This window comes from Mesorhizobium sp. USDA 4775, from assembly GCF_054062655.1.
Map to the genome: position 1 here is coordinate 3,771,886 of NZ_JBSSFM010000001.1, position 18,760 is coordinate 3,790,645.

Annotated in this window: 14 protein-coding genes and 1 tRNA gene; 13 read left to right on the forward strand and 2 right to left on the reverse strand. The window is 62.4% G+C overall.

All coding sequences use genetic code 11. The annotated features are described in order from the left end of the window. The first annotated feature begins 236 nt into the window (after positions 1-236). From tuf to ACVILI_RS18540, 13 genes are all read left to right on the forward strand, one after another. Positions 237-1,412 carry an elongation factor Tu gene (tuf, locus tag ACVILI_RS18480; protein ID WP_010909256.1) on the forward strand — a complete coding sequence of 392 codons (1,176 nt, stop codon included), beginning with the start codon at positions 237-239 and terminating at the stop codon, positions 1,410-1,412. 155 nt (positions 1,413-1,567) lie between these two features. Next, positions 1,568-3,232 (forward strand): COG3904 family protein, encoded by a 1,665-nt coding sequence (locus tag ACVILI_RS18485; protein ID WP_038652627.1) that lies wholly within the window; start codon positions 1,568-1,570, stop codon positions 3,230-3,232. A gap of 100 nt (positions 3,233-3,332) precedes the next feature. Next, positions 3,333-3,815, forward strand: a complete 483-nt coding sequence (locus tag ACVILI_RS18490; RefSeq protein ID WP_019857955.1) for a group II truncated hemoglobin — start codon at positions 3,333-3,335, stop codon at positions 3,813-3,815. A 229-nt stretch (positions 3,816-4,044) separates the two neighbouring features. Then, a tRNA-Trp gene (locus ACVILI_RS18495) sits at positions 4,045-4,120 on the forward strand. A 362-nt stretch (positions 4,121-4,482) separates the two neighbouring features. After that, the gene (secE, locus tag ACVILI_RS18500) at positions 4,483-4,686 is read left to right on the forward strand and encodes a preprotein translocase subunit SecE (protein WP_010909260.1); all 204 of its coding nucleotides are present in this window, start codon (positions 4,483-4,485) and stop codon (positions 4,684-4,686) included. Positions 4,687-4,715: 29 nt separating this feature from the next. Continuing rightward, complete coding sequence (gene nusG / locus ACVILI_RS18505; RefSeq protein ID WP_010909261.1) at positions 4,716-5,243, forward strand: transcription termination/antitermination protein NusG; 528 nt, start codon at positions 4,716-4,718, stop codon at positions 5,241-5,243. 171 nt (positions 5,244-5,414) lie between these two features. Then, the gene (rplK, locus tag ACVILI_RS18510) at positions 5,415-5,843 is read left to right on the forward strand and encodes a 50S ribosomal protein L11 (protein WP_010909262.1); all 429 of its coding nucleotides are present in this window, start codon (positions 5,415-5,417) and stop codon (positions 5,841-5,843) included. 4 nt (positions 5,844-5,847) lie between these two features. Next, positions 5,848-6,546 carry a 50S ribosomal protein L1 gene (rplA, locus tag ACVILI_RS18515; protein ID WP_010909263.1) on the forward strand — a complete coding sequence of 233 codons (699 nt, stop codon included), beginning with the start codon at positions 5,848-5,850 and terminating at the stop codon, positions 6,544-6,546. A 393-nt stretch (positions 6,547-6,939) separates the two neighbouring features. After that, positions 6,940-7,458: a 50S ribosomal protein L10 gene (gene rplJ, locus ACVILI_RS18520; RefSeq protein ID WP_010909264.1), complete on the forward strand. Its 519-nt coding sequence runs from the start codon at positions 6,940-6,942 to the stop codon at positions 7,456-7,458. 54 nt (positions 7,459-7,512) lie between these two features. After that, a complete protein-coding gene (gene rplL, locus ACVILI_RS18525; RefSeq protein ID WP_010909265.1) occupies positions 7,513-7,890 on the forward strand; it encodes a 50S ribosomal protein L7/L12 in 378 nt (125 codons plus the stop codon). A 250-nt stretch (positions 7,891-8,140) separates the two neighbouring features. Continuing rightward, positions 8,141-12,277, forward strand: coding sequence for a DNA-directed RNA polymerase subunit beta (rpoB, locus tag ACVILI_RS18530; RefSeq protein ID WP_010909266.1), 4,137 nt, complete (start codon positions 8,141-8,143; stop codon positions 12,275-12,277). Between the two features lie 131 nt (positions 12,278-12,408). Continuing rightward, the gene (gene rpoC / locus ACVILI_RS18535; RefSeq protein WP_027046808.1) at positions 12,409-16,605 is read left to right on the forward strand and encodes a DNA-directed RNA polymerase subunit beta'; all 4,197 of its coding nucleotides are present in this window, start codon (positions 12,409-12,411) and stop codon (positions 16,603-16,605) included. 152 nt (positions 16,606-16,757) lie between these two features. Beyond that, positions 16,758-17,423: an O-methyltransferase gene (locus ACVILI_RS18540; RefSeq protein ID WP_038646647.1), complete on the forward strand. Its 666-nt coding sequence runs from the start codon at positions 16,758-16,760 to the stop codon at positions 17,421-17,423. A gap of 3 nt (positions 17,424-17,426) precedes the next feature. Here ACVILI_RS18540 and ACVILI_RS18545 read toward each other — a convergent pair whose 3' ends face one another. Both ACVILI_RS18545 and ACVILI_RS18550 read right to left on the reverse strand, forming a co-directional pair. Beyond that, on the reverse strand, positions 17,427-18,362 hold the full coding sequence (locus tag ACVILI_RS18545) for a Gfo/Idh/MocA family protein (RefSeq protein WP_038646649.1): 936 nt from the start codon (positions 18,360-18,362) through the stop codon (positions 17,427-17,429). Between the two features lie 114 nt (positions 18,363-18,476). Further along, positions 18,477-18,758, reverse strand: a complete 282-nt coding sequence (locus tag ACVILI_RS18550; RefSeq protein WP_038646651.1) for a hypothetical protein — start codon at positions 18,756-18,758, stop codon at positions 18,477-18,479. Positions 18,759-18,760: the final 2 nt, after the last annotated feature.

Genomic DNA, 18,760 nt, shown 5'->3' on the forward strand with positions numbered 1-18,760 from the left:
GAGACAGGAATTGGCCGGCAAGAGCACGCGATCCAGGCCTCGATCGATCGGCCTGTCGCCCATTCCATTTCACCCATCGCCTTCCTATATCAGCGCCATATCCCCGCAATCGGATCCCAGGTTCGGACTGAGTGAGACGGCACCCGGCCAAAAGACGCTTGTGTTTTTTGGCCTTTGTCGCTAATCGCCCCGCATTCGACTGAACTGAAGGTCAAGGCCGTCCAAGGAAAGAGACTATGGCAAAAGGTAAATTCGAGCGCACTAAGCCTCATGTGAACATCGGCACGATTGGTCACGTTGACCATGGCAAGACGTCGCTGACGGCGGCGATCACGAAGTATTTTGGCGAGTACAAGCGCTACGACCAGATCGATGCGGCGCCGGAAGAGAAGGCACGCGGCATCACCATCTCGACGGCTCACGTTGAATACGAGACGGCCAACCGCCACTACGCTCACGTCGACTGCCCCGGCCACGCCGACTATGTGAAGAACATGATCACCGGTGCCGCGCAGATGGACGGCGCGATCCTGGTCGTGTCGGCTGCCGACGGCCCGATGCCGCAGACCCGCGAGCACATCCTGCTCGCCCGTCAGGTCGGCGTGCCGTCGATCGTGGTGTTCCTGAACAAGGTCGACCAGGTCGACGACGCCGAGCTGCTCGAACTGGTCGAGCTCGAGGTTCGCGAGCTGCTGTCGAAGAACGAGTTCCCCGGCGACGACATTCCGATCGTCAAGGGTTCGGCGCTGGCCGCGCTTGAGGATTCCAACAAGACGATCGGCGAGGACGCGATCCGCGAGCTGATGGCTCAGGTCGACGCCTACATCCCGACGCCTGTTCGTCCGCTCGACAAGCCGTTCCTGATGCCGATCGAAGACGTGTTCTCGATCTCGGGCCGCGGCACGGTCGTGACCGGCCGCGTCGAGCGCGGCGTGGTCAAGGTCGGCGAGGAGCTGGAAATCATCGGCATCCGTCCGACGACCAAGACGACCTGCACGGGCGTTGAAATGTTCCGCAAGCTGCTCGATCAGGGCCAGGCTGGCGACAACATCGGCGCGCTGCTGCGCGGCGTTGATCGTGAAGGTGTCGAGCGCGGCCAGGTTCTGGCCAAGCCCGGCACGGTGAAGCCGCACAAGAAGTTCGTGGCCGAGGCCTACATCCTGACCAAGGACGAAGGTGGCCGTCACACGCCGTTCTTCACCAACTACCGTCCGCAGTTCTACTTCCGCACGACGGACGTGACCGGCATCGTGTCGCTGCCGGCTGGCACCGAGATGGTCATGCCTGGCGACAACATCACGGTCGATGTCGAGCTGATCGTGCCGATCGCCATGGAAGAGAAGCTGCGCTTCGCCATCCGTGAAGGCGGCCGCACCGTCGGTGCCGGCATCGTCGTCACGATCAAGGAATAATCGAGACCGGCAATAGCCGGATCGACAAGGAAAGGGCGGTCTTCGGGCCGCCCTTTTCGTTTACGTCGCTGCGTGACATCGGAACTGCGCCTACGCTGTTGCAAGCGCCATCACGGCAACTAGTATAGGTTGCATTGCGGGAGCTTGGCGAAAGAGTGGTTCCAGGGCGCTGTTTCAATGAGAAGGCATGGTGGTCGCGGGCGCTGGTTCGCCTCATGCTGTTGACCGCCATAGTGCTGCCTGTCCTGCCGGCCCGGGCCCAGGAGCAGTCGCTGGACATCCCACCGATGCGCTTCGCCGTCGTGCGCAGCAATGCGCCGGGCTGCGAGCCCAATTGTCCGGAATGGGTATCGGCTGAAGGCACGATCGCGGCGGGCACGCCGTCACTCTTCAAACGCACGCTCAAAACGCTGAAGGGACGACAACTGCCTGTCGTCGTCAGCTCGCCCGGCGGCAATGTCGATGCCGCACTCGCACTTGGCAGGATGATCCGCAAGGCCAAGCTCGATATCGCCGTCGGCGTGACGGTGTTTACCGGCTGCCAGCCTGAGGCGAAGAATTGCAGCGACAACAAGGGCAAGGGTGCCGACTATTTCGGCATGGCCTTTGACGACGGGGCCATGTGCAATTCGGCCTGTCCGCTGATGTTTTCCGGCGGTATCCGCCGCGTGGTCGGATATTTCGCCTATCTCGGCGTCCATCAGATCACCACCACCTACAAGCGCGAGAAGCTGCTCTACCGGACCACCTACCGGATCGTGAACGGCAAGAAGAAGATCATCAACACCAAGGTGGTCAGCCGGAAAAATGCCGGCATCTACAAGACCTACGAGATGAGCAAGGCGGTCGAGAAGACGCTATCGGCCTATCTCAGGGAAATGGGGATAGGCGACGGCGTGCTGGAAATGATGAAGGCCACGCCGGCCAGCGACATCCGCCAGATCGCGCTCGACGATATGCTGACGATGAAGTTGGTGACCAGCCGGGACGCGGCGGATCTGTTGACCTCCGCCGGCCTGTGCGCGCCGCAACAGCCGGCCGGGAATTGCCGGGAGATACCGAGCCCCGCAAACAATGCGGCGCTATCGACCGCTGCGACCGGCACGCCCGGGGATGTCGCACCAGTTGGACCGGAAACCGCCAAGGCCGGCGCGGACATGCGCTTTGTCGTGGTTCGCGGCAGCAATCCGCTGTGTAATCCTGACTGTCCGGAATGGATCTCGGCGGAAGGCGTGATTACGAGCCAGACACTGCCGAAGCTGCGCCAGTTGCTCGCCACGCTTGGCGATCGGCGCCTGCCTGTCGTGATCAGCTCACGGGGAGGGGACCTGTCTGGCGCCCTGGCAGCGGGCCGGCTTATCCGTGAAAGGAGGCTCGACGTCGCCGTGGGCCGGACCGATTTCGTCGATTGCGACCCACGGGCATGGAATTGCCTGGCCAAGGAGGGTGCCTATGCCGGATTGAGCATCGATGCGGGCGTGGAGTGCGATACGGCCTGCGCGCTGATGCTTGCCGGCGGCGCGAGAAGGCTTGTCGGTCCGCAGGCGCGGCTCAGCCTGTACCCGATGGGACAGAAGCAGATGGTCAAGGCGTATCTCGAGGAGATGGCGATCGGTCCCGCTCTGTTCAAGGCGATCGCGGGGCGTTCGGCCGAGCGCCGGCTTGAACCGGACATCATGCTGAAAGCGGGACTGACAACCGGACCGCAATCGGTCGACGCACTGACCGGCGCCACGATTTGCAAGGCCGTTCCCAGGCCCGATAATTGCCGCGGCCTGCCGCCCGCCAACGCGGCGGCCGAAGCGCCCGCAAAGCTGTAGTGCGCGGCTTTCCGAACTGGTCATCGAGGCAGGTTGAGCTGCCTTCGATCTTTCCGCTATCGTCGCCGCGGCTGGCGCCGGGGCTGGCGGAGGATCGATAATGAGCCGGGATGTTCCGACACTCTATGAATGGGCCGGTGGCAGCGATGCCCTGAACCGGCTGACGCAGACCTTCTATGACAAGGTGGCAAAGGACCCGGTCGTCGGGCCGGTATTCAAGACGATGTCGCCGGACCATCCCGCCCATGTCGCGGCCTTCATCGGCGAGGTGTTCGGCGGACCGAAGATCTATAGCGAGAAATTCGGCGGCCACCGCGAGATGGTCATGCATCATCTGGGCAAGCACTTGACCGAGGAGCAGCGCCGCCGCTGGATCAACCTGCTCGCCGATGCAGCCGACGAGGTCGGCTTGCCGGACGATCCCGAATTCCGCTCGGCCTTCATGGGCTATGTCGAATGGGGATCCCGATTGGCCAAGATGAACTCCAATCTAGGCCAGACCTGCGATCCGGAAACCGAGCCGATGCCTGCCTGGGGCTGGGGCGTGCCGGGCGGGCCGTACACGCCGCCGGAAACAAAGTAGCTTCCAGCCGCCTCGGAGTGCGGACTGATGTCGGACGATTTCAAGATCGTGCGCTGGCGCGAGTGGGACGGCCCTGGCATCGAGCATCTCGAGATCGACCGCGATGGGCTGGTCGTGACCTATCCGGATTTCTGGCAAAGGGGATGAAGGCGCGTTTGCGTGCAAACCACTCTTTACAGAGAGCGCGGAAGCTTTTAGGAAGCCCCTGCTGCGCCGAGGCGCGCACGATACGGGCATAGCTCAGTTGGTAGAGCGGCGGTCTCCAAAACCGCAGGTCGTAGGTTCGAGCCCTGCTGCCCGTGCCATTTCAAAATGGCCGTCAGAAATGATAATTCCGCGGACCGCCCTTTGAAAATCGGCGACACGCTTGCCATATTAGGCTGATTGGGGCATAAGGACGCCATAGCCGGGACGGAACGACTGGATGGTTCCGAGGCGGCGTTTGGTCATAAAGCGGACACTTGCCACTTGCGTGGATCAAGAATCGGTTTTATGTAGACAGAACAGACACGCGACGCGTGGAGCTGGGAAGCCGGCTTTACGCGTCTGATTTGCATGGGCGAAATGATTGCGCTGATTCGGCGCGAGACTGGGCTCAGGCGGCACGTCCCGGCCAGCGGGATCATCCAGGGGACCCGGCCAACGGGTCTTGAAGACAGAGCGGCATATGGCTTCGAAAACCACAAATCCTTTCGTCTTTCTCCAGCAGGTTCGCTCGGAGACCGCCAAGGTGACTTGGCCGTCGCGGCGCGAAACGATGATCTCGACGGTGATGGTTCTGGCCTTCGCTGTGATTGCGATGATCTTTTTCTTTAGCGCCGATCAGTTGATGGGCCTCGCGATCGAACAGATTCTGGGCATTGGACGCTAAGTCCGGCGACTACGGAGAAGTCTAAAAAAATGGCTGCGCGCTGGTACATCGTCCACGCTTATTCGAACTTTGAAAAGAAGGTCGCCGAGGACATCGAGAACAAGGCCAAGCAGAAGGGCCTGTCCGCCGATATCGAGCAGATCGTGGTGCCGACCGAGAAGGTGGTCGAAGTTCGTCGTGGCCGCAAGGTCGATGCCGAGCGCAAGTTCTTCCCGGGCTATGTGCTCCTGAAGGCCAATTTGACCGACGCCGTGTTCTCGCTCGTGAAGAACACGCCGAAGGTCACCGGCTTTCTCGGTGACTCCAAGCCGGTGCCGATCACCGAGGCGGAAGCGCAGCGCATCCTGAACCAGGTGCAGGAAGGCGTCGAGCGGCCGAAGCCCTCGGTCACTTTCGAGATCGGCGAGGCGATCCGCGTTTCGGATGGTCCTTTCGCGTCGTTCAACGGCTTCGTCCAGGAAGTGGACGAGGAGCGGGCGCGGCTCAAGGTGGAAGTTTCGATCTTCGGGCGCGCCGTGCCTGTCGATCTGGAATTCGGACAGGTCGAAAAGGGCTGATCCGAAATCCCTGATGCCGGTCTGGCGATCAGGGGGGCGGTGCGGAAACGCATGGCCTGAGAACGGTGGGAGGCGAATGTGGCTTTAGCCGGCCGCGCGAACCGCACCACCAGACTGCAACCGCCGGTGTTTCCCGAGATGGGGCCGGCATAGACAAAGGCAGGAAAAGAGATGGCTAAGAAAATTGCAGGCCAGCTCAAGCTTCAGGTCTCCGCGGGTTCGGCTACGCCGTCGCCCCCGATCGGCCCGGCGCTTGGTCAGCGTGGCATCAACATCATGGAGTTCTGCAAGGCGTTCAACGCGCAGACCCAGGAAATGGAAAAGGGATCGCCGGTTCCGGTCGTCATCACCTACTATCAGGACAAGTCGTTCACCTTCGTCATGAAGACGCCGCCGGTGAGCTACTTCCTGAAGAAGGCCGCGAACCTGAAGTCGGGCTCAAAGGAGCCGGGCAAGGTCAAGGCTGGCACCGTTTCGCGCGACAAGGTGCGCGAAATCGCGACCGCCAAGATGAAGGATCTGAACGCAAACGACGTCGAGGCGGCCATGCGCATGGTCGAGGGCTCCGCCCGCTCGATGGGTCTGGAAGTGGTGGGCTGAGATCATGGCAAAGATTGCAAAGCGTGTATCGAAGACCCGCGAAGGCATCGATCCCAACAAGGCTTACGCCCTGGGTGAAGCGCTGAAGCTGCTCAAGGACCGTTCCTCGGTCAAGTTCGACGAGACAGTCGAAGTCGCCATGAACCTCGGCGTCGACCCGCGCCATGCCGACCAGATGGTCCGCGGCGTGGTCAACCTGCCGAACGGCACTGGCCGCTCGGTTCGCGTCGCCGTGTTCGCCCGTGGCGACAAGGCCGAGGAAGCCAAGGCCGCCGGCGCCGACATCGTCGGTGCGGAGGACCTGGTCGACATCGTCCAGAAGGGCACGATCGATTTCGATCGCTGCATCGCCACGCCGGACATGATGCCGCTGGTCGGCCGTCTCGGTAAGGTGCTCGGCCCGCGCGGCATGATGCCGAACCCGAAGGTTGGCACCGTCACCACCGACGTCGCCGCTGCCGTCAAGGCATCGAAGGGCGGCGCGGTCGAGTTCCGCGTCGAGAAGGCCGGCATCGTTCACGCCGGCGTCGGCAAGGTTTCGTTCGACGTCAAGGCGCTGGAAGAGAACATCCGCGCCTTCGCCGATGCGGTGACCAAGGCAAAGCCGGCTGGCGCCAAGGGCAACTACGTCAAGAAGGTGTCGGTCACCTCGACGATGGGCCCGGGCCTCAAGCTCGACGTCTCGACGCTCGCAGCGTCCTGATTAAGACCATTTGGATCGGCTGCAAGAAGGCCGATCCGTGACTGAATTCCGGGCCTCGGATTTTTCCTGGGCCCGGTACCGGAAGTCGAAAGGCTTCCGGACATCCTGTCCGAGATTGCAGGCGGCCCAAAAGCCTTAATTCATGTGGGCCTGCATGAGACGGGTGAAGACCCGACAACGGAGCGAGTGCTCCAATGAAAGGTTCGAACCGTGTTTGCCTTTTGTCTGCGCACCGCCGGCTTGTCCGTCGGTGTGGCGAAAGGGGGCAGGATCCTCGAGCGTCGTTCGGGAGATCCGTTACTGGATGGCCCGGCCGGCAAAAAGGCAACCCGACGCCTGTCCTCGAAATGAGATGTTCTCATTGACGGGATTGGGGTCAACTGGAGATAGGCAGTGGACAGAGCGGAAAAACGCGAACTCGTCACGGGCCTGAACGAAGCGTTCGGAAACGCAGGTTCAGTGGTCGTGGCCCACTATGCCGGTATCACCGTCGCGCAAATGAACGACCTTCGGTCGAAAATGCGCGCCGCCGGTGGCACCGTTAAAGTCGCGAAGAACCGTCTCGCCAAAATCGCTCTTCAGGGCACGGACTCCGCATCGATCATCGACCTGTTCAAGGGACAGACGCTGATTGCTTATTCGGAGGATCCGATTGCGGCGCCGAAGGTCGCGTCCGATTTCGCCAAGGGAAATGACAAGCTCGTCATTCTCGGCGGCGCAATGGGCACCACCTCGCTCAATGCCGACGGTGTGAAGGCACTCGCCACACTTCCGTCGCTCGATGAGCTGCGCGCCAAGCTGGTTGGCATGATCGCCACGCCGGCAACCCGGATCGCCCAGATCGTCAATGCGCCAGCGGCCTCGGTCGCGCGCGTCATCGGCGCTTACGCCCGGAAGGACGAGGCGGCATGAGGCCGTTCCTCGCTATCAAAAACACACGTTCGAACCTAACGAAGGAATACAACAATGGCTGATCTCGCAAAGATCGTAGACGACCTTTCGAAGCTGACCGTCCTCGAGGCGGCCGAGCTGTCGAAGCTTCTGGAAGAAAAGTGGGGCGTTTCGGCTGCTGCTCCGGTGGCGGTTGCCGCTGCTGGCGGCGCTGCCGCTGCTGCCGCTCCGGCCGAGGAAAAGACGGAATTCGACGTCGTCCTCACCGACGCTGGCGCTCAGAAGATCAACGTCATCAAGGAAGTCCGCGCCATCACCGGTCTTGGCCTCAAGGAAGCCAAGGACCTGGTCGAAGCGGCTCCGAAGCCGGTCAAGGAAGGCGTTTCCAAGGCCGACGCTGACAAGTTCAAGGCCCAGCTGGAAGCAGCCGGCGCCAAGGTCGACCTGAAGTAAGCGTAAAAGCGGCGGGCGGCCTCGCGCCGTCCGCCACTCCCTTCGCCTGGAGGGAGGACGCGTAGCGCGAGATGTACGAGAACCTCTTTCCTGAGGGCCGCAACCGGCCTTCAGGAAACGGGTTTTCTCCCGTTTTAGCCGGCCGCCGAAAGGCGAACGGAGAACAGACAGAGAGCCGCCGCCCAGGCGGCTCGGTATGCAAGGCGGACCGCGGCGAGGTCCGCCCCGAGTTTAGAGCTAAGGAGCGACGATGGCCCAGACCCAGACTTTCAATGGCCGCAGACGCGTACGCAAGTTCTTCGGAAAGATTCCGGAAGTTGCGGAGATGCCGAACCTGATCGAGGTTCAGAAGGCATCCTATGACCAGTTCCTGATGGTGGACGAGCCCAAGGGCGGCCGTCCGGACGAGGGACTGCAGGCTGTTTTCAAGTCGGTCTTCCCGATCTCCGATTTTTCCGGCTCCTCGATGCTGGAGTTCGTGAAGTACGAGTTCGAAGGACCGAAATTCGACGTTGACGAGTGCCGTCAGCGCGACCTGACCTATGCCGCGCCGCTGAAGGTGACGCTGCGCCTCATCGTGTTCGATATCGACGAGGATACCGGCGCCAAGTCGATCAAGGACATCAAGGAGCAGGACGTCTACATGGGCGACATGCCGCTCATGACCTTGAACGGCACCTTCATCGTCAACGGTACCGAGCGCGTCATCGTCTCGCAGATGCACCGTTCGCCGGGCGTTTTCTTCGACCACGACAAGGGCAAGTCTCACTCGTCGGGCAAGCTTCTGTTTGCCGCGCGTGTCATTCCCTATCGCGGCTCGTGGCTCGACATCGAGTTCGATTCCAAGGACGTCGTGCACGCCCGCATCGACCGCCGCCGCAAGATTCCGGTGACGTCGCTGTTGATGGCGCTCGGCATGGATGGCGAAGAGATCCTGTCGACCTTCTACAACAAGATCACCTATGTGCGCGCCGGCGACCACTGGCGTATTCCGTTCAACGTCGAGCGTTTCCGCGGCCTCAAGGCCGTCGGCGACCTGGTCGATGCCGATACGGGCGAGATCGTTGTCGAGGCCGGCAAGAAGATCACCGCCCGTCAGGCGCGCCAGCTCGGTGAGAAGGGCCTGAAGGCGATCAAGGCGACCGACGAGGATCTGCTCGGCAACTACCTGGCCGAGGACATCGTCAATTACGCTACCGGTGAGATCTTCCTCGAAGCCGGCGACGAGATCGACGAGAAGACCCTGAAGGTGCTGCTTGGCACCGGCGAGCAGGAGATCAAGGTTCTCGACATCGACCACGTCAATGTCGGCGCCTACATCAGAAACACGCTCAACGTCGACAAGAACGAGAGCCGCCAGGACGCGCTGTTCGACATCTATCGTGTCATGCGCCCCGGCGAGCCGCCGACGCTCGAGACCGCCGAAGCCATGTTCAACTCGCTGTTCTTCGACTCAGAGCGCTATGACCTGTCGGCTGTCGGCCGCGTCAAGATGAACATGCGCCTCGAGCTCAAGGCCGAGGACACCGTGCGCGTGCTGCGCAAGGAAGACATCCTGGCCGTGGTCAAGACGCTGGTCGAACTGCGCGACGGCAAGGGCGAGATCGACGACATCGACAATCTCGGCAACCGCCGCGTGCGTTCCGTCGGCGAGTTGATGGAGAACCAGTACCGCGTCGGCCTGCTGCGCATGGAGCGCGCGATCAAGGAGCGTATGTCCTCGATCGAGATCGACACGGTGATGCCGCAGGACCTGATCAACGCCAAGCCGGCGGCCGCCGCCGTGCGCGAGTTCTTCGGTTCCTCGCAGCTGTCGCAGTTCATGGACCAGACCAACCCGCTGTCGGAGATCACCCACAAGCGCCGCCTGTCGGCGCTTGGACCAGGCGGTCTGACCCGCGAGCGCGCCGGCTTCGAAGTGCGCGACGTGCACCCGACGCATTACGGCCGTATCTGCCCGATCGAGACGCCGGAAGGCCCGAATATCGGTCTGATCAACTCGCTGGCCACCTTCGCGCGCGTCAACAAGTACGGCTTCATCGAGAGCCCGTACCGCAAGATCGTCGATGGCAAGCTGACCAATGACGTCGTCTATCTCTCGGCGATGGAAGAAGCCAAGCACCATGTCGCGCAGGCCAACGCCGAGCTCGACAAGAATGGCGGCTTCGTCGACGAGTTCGTCATTTGCCGCAGTGCCGGCGAAGTGATGATGGCGCCGCGCGAGAATGTCGACCTGATGGACGTGTCGCCCAAGCAGATGGTGTCGGTGGCCGCGGCCCTGATCCCGTTCCTGGAAAACGACGACGCCAACCGTGCGCTGATGGGCTCGAACATGCAGCGTCAGGCCGTGCCGCTGGTGCGCGCCGAGGCGCCGTTTGTCGGCACCGGCATGGAGCCGATCGTTGCCCGTGACTCCGGCGCCGCCATCGGCGCCCGCCGCGGCGGCATCGTCGACCAGGTGGACGCGACGCGTATCGTTATCCGCGCGACGGAAGATCTCGATCCGGGCAAGTCCGGCGTCGACATCTACCGGCTGATGAAGTTCCAGCGTTCGAACCAGAACACCTGCATCAACCAGCGTCCGCTGGTGCGCATGGGTGACCGGGTCAACAAGGGCGACATCATCGCCGACGGCCCGTCGACCGAGCTCGGCGATCTGGCGCTCGGCCGCAACGTGCTGGTCGCGTTCATGCCGTGGAACGGCTACAACTACGAGGACTCGATCCTGCTCTCCGAGCGCATCGTGGCCGACGACGTCTTCACCTCGATCCACATCGAGGAGTTCGAGGTCATGGCGCGCGATACCAAGCTCGGTCCGGAGGAAATCACGCGCGACATTCCGAACGTTTCGGAAGAAGCGCTGAAGAACCTCGACGAAGCCGGCATCGTCTATATCGGTGCGGAAGTGCAGCCGGGCGACATCCTGGTCGGCAAGATCACGCCGAAGGGCGAAAGCCCGATGACGCCGGAAGAGAAGCTTCTGCGCGCCATCTTCGGCGAAAAGGCTTCCGACGTGCGCGACACCTCGATGCGCATGCCTCCGGGCACTTTCGGCACCGTCGTCGAGGTGCGCGTGTTCAATCGCCACGGTGTGGAGAAGGACGAGCGCGCCATGGCGATCGAGCGCGAGGAGATCGAACGCCTCGCCAAGGACCGCGACGACGAGCAGGCCATCCTGGACCGCAACGTCTACGCGCGTCTTTCCGACGTGCTCGTCGGCAAGGAAGCGATCGCCGGACCGAAGGGCTTCAAGAAGGGCTCGACGCTGTCCAAGGATACGCTCGACGAGTATCCGCGTTCGCAATGGTGGCAGTTCGCCGTGGAGAACGAAAAGCTCCAGAGCGAACTGGAAGCCCTGCGTGGCCAGTACGACGACTCCAAGAAGGCGCTCGAGCAGCGCTTCATGGACAAGGTCGAGAAGGTGCAGCGCGGCGACGAAATGCCTCCGGGCGTCATGAAGATGGTCAAGGTCTTCGTGGCGGTGAAGCGCAAGATGCAGCCGGGCGACAAGATGGCCGGCCGTCACGGCAACAAGGGTGTCGTGTCACGCATCGTTCCGGTCGAGGACATGCCTTTCCTCGAGGACGGCACGCATGCCGATATCGTGCTCAACCCGCTGGGTGTGCCGAGCCGCATGAATGTCGGCCAGATCCTGGAAACGCATCTGGGCTGGGCCTGCGCGGGCATGGGCAAGAAGATCGGCGAGCTGATCGACACGTACAAGGCCGCCGGCGACATCAAGCCGCTGCGCAAGACGCTCGAGAGCTTCATGCCGGCCAATGACCGTAACGAGCCGATCCGCGAGTATGACGACGAGAGCATTGTTCGCCTCAGCGAACAGATGCGCCGCGGCGTCTCGATCGCGACCCCGGTGTTCGACGGTGCCCACGAGGCTGACATCAACATCATGCTGGAGCAGGCGGGCCTGCACACCAGCGGTCAGTCGCAGCTCTATGACGGACGCACGGGCGAGCCGTTCGATCGCAAGGTGACGATGGGCTATATCTACATGCTCAAGCTTCACCACCTCGTGGACGACAAGATCCACGCGCGTTCGATCGGTCCGTACTCGCTCGTCACCCAGCAGCCGCTGGGCGGCAAGGCGCAGTTCGGTGGCCAGCGCTTCGGCGAAATGGAGGTCTGGGCGCTGGAAGCCTACGGCGCCGCCTACACGCTGCAGGAAATGCTGACGGTGAAGTCGGACGACGTTGCCGGCCGCACCAAGGTCTACGAGGCGATCGTGCGCGGCGACGACACGTTCGAGGCCGGCATTCCGGAGAGCTTCAACGTGCTCGTCAAGGAAATGCGGTCTCTCGGCCTCAATGTCGAGCTGGAGAACACCAAGCTCGACGACGCCCCGGTTCGGCTGCCCGACGCGGCTGAGTAAAGGCTACAGCGTGCCGCACGAAGTTGCGGCGCGCCAAAGGAATTCGACGGCCGGTGGCCGACAAAGACGGCGGGCGTTTGGCCCGCGACTAGATGCAAGGGGTTTTCGAGGACCCCGAAAAGGAGAACGGCATGAACCAAGAGGTCATGAATCTCTTCAATCCGCAGGCGCCTGCGCAGGTGTTCGATTCCATCCGGATCTCACTGGCCAGCCCTGAGAAGATTCTGTCCTGGTCGTTCGGCGAGATCAAGAAGCCGGAGACCATCAACTACCGCACCTTCAAGCCGGAGCGTGACGGTCTGTTCTGCGCGCGCATTTTTGGCCCGATCAAGGACTACGAGTGCCTGTGCGGCAAGTACAAGCGCATGAAGTACAAGGGCGTCATCTGCGAGAAGTGCGGCGTCGAAGTCACGCTGTCGCGCGTCCGCCGCGAGCGCATGGGCCATATCGAGCTCGCCGCTCCCGTCGCTCACATCTGGTTCCTGAAGTCGCTGCCTTCGCGCATCGGCACGCTGCTCGACATGACGCTGAAGGATATCGAGCGCGTCCTCTACTTCGAGAACTACATCGTCACCGAGCCTGGCCTCACCGCGCTGAAGGAGCACCAGCTGCTCAGCGAGGAAGAGTACATGATCGCCGTCGACGAGTATGGCGAGGACTCCTTCACTGCCATGATCGGCGCCGAGGCCATTCATGACCTTCTGGCCGGCATGGATCTGGAGAAGATCGCCGGCGACCTGCGTTCGGAGCTGGCTTCGACCACGTCCGAGCTGAAGCAGAAGAAGTATTTGAAGCGGCTCAAGGTCGTCGAGAACTTCATGGAATCCGGCAACCGTCCGGAATGGATGATCATGAAGGTGGTTCCGGTTATCCCGCCGGACCTGCGCCCGCTGGTTCCGCTGGATGGTGGACGTTTCGCGACGTCTGACCTGAACGATCTCTATCGCCGCGTCATCAACCGCAACAACCGTCTGAAGCGGCTGATCGAGCTGCGCGCTCCCGGCATCATCGTGCGCAATGAAAAGCGCATGCTGCAGGAAGCCGTCGACGCACTGTTCGACAACGGCCGTCGCGGCCGCGTCATCACCGGCGCCAACAAGCGTCCGCTGAAGTCGCTGTCCGACATGTTGAAGGGCAAGCAGGGACGGTTCCGCCAGAACCTGCTCGGCAAGCGCGTCGACTATTCCGGCCGCTCGGTCATTGTCACCGGTCCGGAGCTCAAGCTGCACCAGTGCGGCCTGCCGAAGAAGATGGCGCTCGAACTGTTCAAGCCCTTCATCTACGCCCGTCTCGACGCCAAGGGTTACTCCTCGACCGTCAAGCAGGCCAAGAAGCTGGTCGAGAAGGAGCGTCCGGAAGTCTGGGATATTCTCGACGAGGTCATCCGCGAGCACCCGGTTCTGTTGAACCGTGCGCCGACGCTGCACCGCCTCGGCATCCAGGCGTTCGAGCCGATCCTGATCGAAGGCAAGGCGATCCAGCTGCACCCGCTGGTCTGCACGGCCTTCAACGCCGACTTCGACGGCGACCAGATGGCGGTCCACGTGCCGCTGTCCCTGGAAGCGCAGCTTGAAGCCCGCGTGCTGATGATGTCGACCAACAACATCCTGCACCCGGCTTCCGGCGCGCCGATCATCGTGCCGTCGCAGGACATGGTTCTGGGTCTCTACTATCTCTCGATCGTCAACCAGAACGAGCCGGGCGAGGGCATGGTGTTTGCCGACATGGGCGAACTCCAGCACGCGCTCGAGACCAAGGCGGTGACCCTGCACGCCAAGATCAAGGGCCGCTTCCGCACGGTCGACGCCGAAGGCAAGGTCGTGTCGAAGATCCATGACACCACGCCTGGCCGTATGATCATCGGCGAGCTTCTGCCGAAGAACGTCAATGTGCCGTACGAGACCGCCAACCAGGAGATGACCAAGAAGAACATCTCCAAGATGATCGACACCGTCTACCGCCATTGCGGTCAGAAGGAGACGGTCATTTTCTGCGACCGCATCATGGCGCTCGGCTTCGCTCACGCCTGCCGTGCCGGCATTTCGTTCGGCAAGGACGACATGCTGATCCCGGACAGCAAGATCAAGCTGGTCTCCGACACCGAGGCTTTGGCCAAGGAATACGAGCAGCAGTACAATGACGGCCTGATCACGCAGGGCGAGAAGTACAACAAGGTTGTCGACGCCTGGGCCAAGTGCTCCGAAAAGGTCGCCGACGAGATGATGGCCCGCATCAAGGCGGTGGAGTTCGAAGACAACGGCCGTCAGAAGCCGATGAACTCGATCTACATGATGTCGCACTCCGGTGCGCGTGGCTCGCCCACCCAGATGCGTCAGCTCGCCGGCATGCGCGGCCTGATGGCCAAGCCGTCGGGTGAAATCATCGAGACGCCGATCATCTCGAACTTCAAGGAAGGCCTGACCGTGCTCGAGTACTTCAACTCGACCCACGGCGCCCGCAAGGGTCTGGCCGACACCGCCTTGAAGACGGCGAACTCGGGTTACCTCACCCGTCGTCTGGTCGACGTGGCGCAGGACTGCATCGTCAACTCCGTGGATTGCGGCACCGACAAGGGCCTCACCATGCAGCCGATCGTCGATGCCGGTCAGGTCGTCGCTTCGGTCGGCCAGCGCGTGCTGGGCCGCACCGCGCTCGATGACATCAACCATCCGGTGACCGGTGACCTGCTGGTCAAGGCCGGAACGCTGATGGACGAGCGTGACGTGGAGCAGATCGAAAAGGCCGGCGTCCAGTCGGTCCGCATCCGCTCGGCACTGACCTGCGAGGTCAGGGTCGGCGTGTGCGCGGTCTGCTACGGACGCGATCTGGCGCGCGGCACCCCGGTCAACCAGGGTGAAGCCGTCGGCGTCATCGCGGCGCAGTCGATCGGCGAGCCGGGCACCCAGCTCACCATGCGTACCTTCCACATGGGCGGTACCGCGCAGGTGGTGGATAGTTCGTTCCTTGAAGCCTCCTATGAGGGCAAGGTCGAAATCCGCAACCGCAACGTGGTGCGCAATTCCGACGGCCAGCAGATGGTCATGGGCCGCAACATGGCGGTGCTGATCCTCGACGAGGCCGGCAAGGAGCGTGCCACGCACCGTGTCACCTATGGTTCGCGTATCTTCGTGGACGATGGCGACAAGGTGAAGCGCGGCCAGCGTATCGCCGAGTGGGATCCCTACACCCGCCCGATCCTCACCGAAATCGAGGGCAAGGTGGCGTTCGAGGATCTGGTCGACGGCATTTCCGTCCAGGAAACGGCCGACGAGTCGACCGGCATCACCAAGCGTGAGGTCATCGACTGGCGTTCGACGCCGCGCGGCAACGATCTGAAGCCGGCGATCGTCGTTCAGGACGCCAAGGGCAAGGTCGGCAAGCTGTCGAAGGGTGGCGATGCCCGCTTCCTGCTCTCGGTCGAGGCCATTCTCTCGGTCGAGCCAGGTGCGCAGGTTCGTCCCGGCGACGTGCTGGCGCGTATTCCGATGGAAAGCGCCAAGACCAAGGACATCACCGGCGGTCTGCCGCGTGTTGCCGAACTGTTCGAGGCCCGTCGTCCGAAGGATCACGCCATCATCGCCGAGATAGATGGCACGATCCGCTTCGGCCGCGACTACAAGAACAAGCGCCGCATCATCATCGAGCCGCATGACTCGACGCTCGAGCCGGTCGAATACCTGATCCCGAAGGGCAAGCCGTTCCACCTCCAGGACGGCGACGTCATCGAGAAGGGCGACTACATCCTCGACGGCAATCCGGCGCCGCACGACATCCTGGCGATCAAGGGCGTGGAGGCACTTGCTTCCTACCTCGTCAACGAAATCCAGGAAGTTTACCGCCTGCAGGGCGTGTCGATCAACGACAAGCACATCGAGGTGATCGTTCGCCAGATGCTGCAGAAGGTCGAGATCACCACGCAGGGCGACTCGACCTACATTCCGGGCGACCACGTCGACGTGATCGAACTGGAAGAGGTCAACGAGCGCCTGATCGAGGACGGCAAGAAGCCGGCCGAAGGTCAGCCGGTGCTGCTCGGCATCACCAAGGCCTCGCTGCAGACGCCGTCCTTCATCTCGGCCGCCTCCTTCCAGGAGACGACCAGGGTGCTGACGGAGGCCGCGGTTGCCGGCAAGACCGACATGCTGCAGGGCTTGAAGGAAAACGTCATCGTCGGCCGGCTGATCCCGGCCGGTACGGGCGGCACGATGAGCCAGATCCGGCGCATCGCCACCTCGCGCGACGAACTCATCATCGACGAGCGCCGCAAGGCCTCCGGTGTGGAAATCGCCGAGCCGATGCTGGCCGATATGACAACCGCCGCGCAGTAAGCGCGGCGGCAAGAAATCTCAGGCAACAAGGCCGTCGGGGTAACCCGGCGGCTTTTTTGTTTTCCGGAGCGTGGCGAAGTTGGTATCCATGGCGGCAAGAAAGGCCCCGGGGCTACATTTTCGCGTTTCGGCTTTTGATCGGAGAAGAAACGATGAGCAGGAAGACCTGGGCTGCGGTCGACGACTACATCGTTGATGCTCTGTTCGAAGCGGATCCAGCCCTTGACGCCGTTCTCGCCGCCAACCGTGACGAAGGCCTGCCGCCGATCGACGTATCGCCGGCGCAGGGCAAGCTGCTTTCACTGCTGGCGCGGATTCGGGGTGCGAAGAAGATCCTCGAAATCGGCACGCTGGGCGGCTATTCGACGATCTGGATGGCGCGCGCCTTGCCCATGGACGGCAAGATCGTGACGCTTGAACTTGACCCGCATCACGCCAAGGTCGCGCGGTCGAATTTCGGACGTGCAGGGGTTTCGAACCAAGTGGAACTGCGGGTCGGGCCGGCCCTTGAATCGCTGGCCGCGCTAAGCGCTGGAAATGCCGGGCCGTTCGATCTCATCTTCATCGACGCCGACAAGCCGAACAACCCGAACTATCTCTCCTGGGCCACGCGGCTTTCGAGGCCGGGAACAGTCATCATCTGCGACAATGTCATCCGCGACGGCGCGGTGATCGACGGCGGTGGGCATGACGCCAATGTCGTGGGCGCCCGGGCGGCGTTCTCATTCATAGGCGGCGACAAGCGCCTGGATGGCACCGCCATCCAGACAGTAGGCGCCAAGGGCTATGACGGCTTTGCGATTGCGATTGTCAGTTGAAGGTCAGTCGAAAAACGCCTCGACAGCATTGCGCTTGCCGAGCATGAAGGCGTCGGCGACATGCTGCAGCGGCGCGAGATCGACATCTGAGATGCCGGCGCGCACGATCTCGGCGAAACGCTTGTAGAGCATGGGGTATTCCGCTTCCGGCTCCTCATGCACGACGCGGCCGTCGATGGCGAGTATCGAGCCGCCGCCGGAAAGCACCATCTTGCCGGCATCCGTGTCGGCCAGGATGTCCCAGCTTTGCGGGCCGGTCTGCAGCCAGTCGAGGTCCATCGTCACCGGCAATCCGTTCGACGTGCGGAAGGCGACTTGCGCCGCGACCGGGGCAGCGCGGTTTTCAGGAAAGTCGAGCACGGCGGAGGTGATGAACATCGCCGGCAGGATGTGGGTTGCGATCGACAGTGCGTTGATGCCGGGATCGAAGACACCGAAGCCGCCCGGCGCCCAGATCCACTCCTGGTTCGGATGCCAGCGGCGCACATCTTCCTTCCAGACGATAGCCGCCGACCGAATCTGGGTCGATGCGAGAAAACCGCGCGCGGCCTCCACCGCCGGCGCATAACGCGAGTGCCAGCTGGCAAATAGCGAGACGCCGTTTTTCTCGGCCAGCACCTTCAGGTCTTCGACCTCGCTGACCGTTGCGCCCGGCGGCTTTTCCAGGAAGACATGCTTCCTTGCCTCGAGCGCGGTGCGCGCGGCGTCGTAGCGGAATTGCGGCGGCATGCAGAGCGAGACGGCCTCAAGCTCCGGCACCGCGTCGAGCATCGCCTCGATGGTTGGAAAGTTCGGGATGCCGTCGACCTTGCCATGCCGGCTGGCGGCGGCGGTGAGTCGGTAGCTCTGGTCCTTGGCTAGCGCCGGCAGGTGCTGGTCGCGGACGATCTTGCCGACGCCGACGATACCTATGTTGATGGCGTTATTGTTTGACGACATGGGGGCTCCGGAATGGGAAGGACAGGTTTTTCTAGGCGCGAGAAAGACAACCGGGCAAGTTGCGAAAGATGGAGCGGCGGTCCGGCCGGCGTAAGCCGTGTCCGGACCTGATTCTCAGATCGGCGCGTCGAACGTGACGATCGAGACTTCGCCTTCGAGCGCGCCCTGATAGGCCGACAGATGCGGCTCGTCATCGGGCACGCCGTCCATATCGCCGATCTGATCGAGCTCGGCCTCGGCATAACCTTCCGCCGCAAGCGATTCGAGGACGCGGCGCACCGCCGAATCGTCGTCGGGAGCCACCAGCATGACATGCACGCCTTCCGCTTTGCCGCCTTTGCGCTTCCACACCCGGCCGGTGATGATGGTGACCGGGCGTTCTTCATTGTCGTTCACGG

Bases quoted from the DNA above. Each gene is read 5' to 3' on its own strand.
- rplA (WP_010909263.1), top strand. From the start codon at position 5,848: ATGGCAAAGATTGCAAAGCGTGTATCGAAGACCCGCGAAGGCATCGAT.
- ACVILI_RS18545 (WP_038646649.1), bottom strand. From the start codon at position 18,362: ATGTCGTCAAACAATAACGCCATCAACATAGGTATCGTCGGCGTCGGC.
- rplK (WP_010909262.1), top strand. From the start codon at position 5,415: ATGGCTAAGAAAATTGCAGGCCAGCTCAAGCTTCAGGTCTCCGCGGGT.
- ACVILI_RS18540 (WP_038646647.1), top strand. From the start codon at position 16,758: ATGAGCAGGAAGACCTGGGCTGCGGTCGACGACTACATCGTTGATGCT.
- nusG (WP_010909261.1), top strand. From the start codon at position 4,716: ATGGCTGCGCGCTGGTACATCGTCCACGCTTATTCGAACTTTGAAAAG.
- secE (WP_010909260.1), top strand. From the start codon at position 4,483: ATGGCTTCGAAAACCACAAATCCTTTCGTCTTTCTCCAGCAGGTTCGC.
- rpoC (WP_027046808.1), top strand. From the start codon at position 12,409: ATGAACCAAGAGGTCATGAATCTCTTCAATCCGCAGGCGCCTGCGCAG.
- ACVILI_RS18490 (WP_019857955.1), top strand. From the start codon at position 3,333: ATGAGCCGGGATGTTCCGACACTCTATGAATGGGCCGGTGGCAGCGAT.
- rplL (WP_010909265.1), top strand. From the start codon at position 7,513: ATGGCTGATCTCGCAAAGATCGTAGACGACCTTTCGAAGCTGACCGTC.
- tuf (WP_010909256.1), top strand. From the start codon at position 237: ATGGCAAAAGGTAAATTCGAGCGCACTAAGCCTCATGTGAACATCGGC.
- rpoB (WP_010909266.1), top strand. From the start codon at position 8,141: ATGGCCCAGACCCAGACTTTCAATGGCCGCAGACGCGTACGCAAGTTC.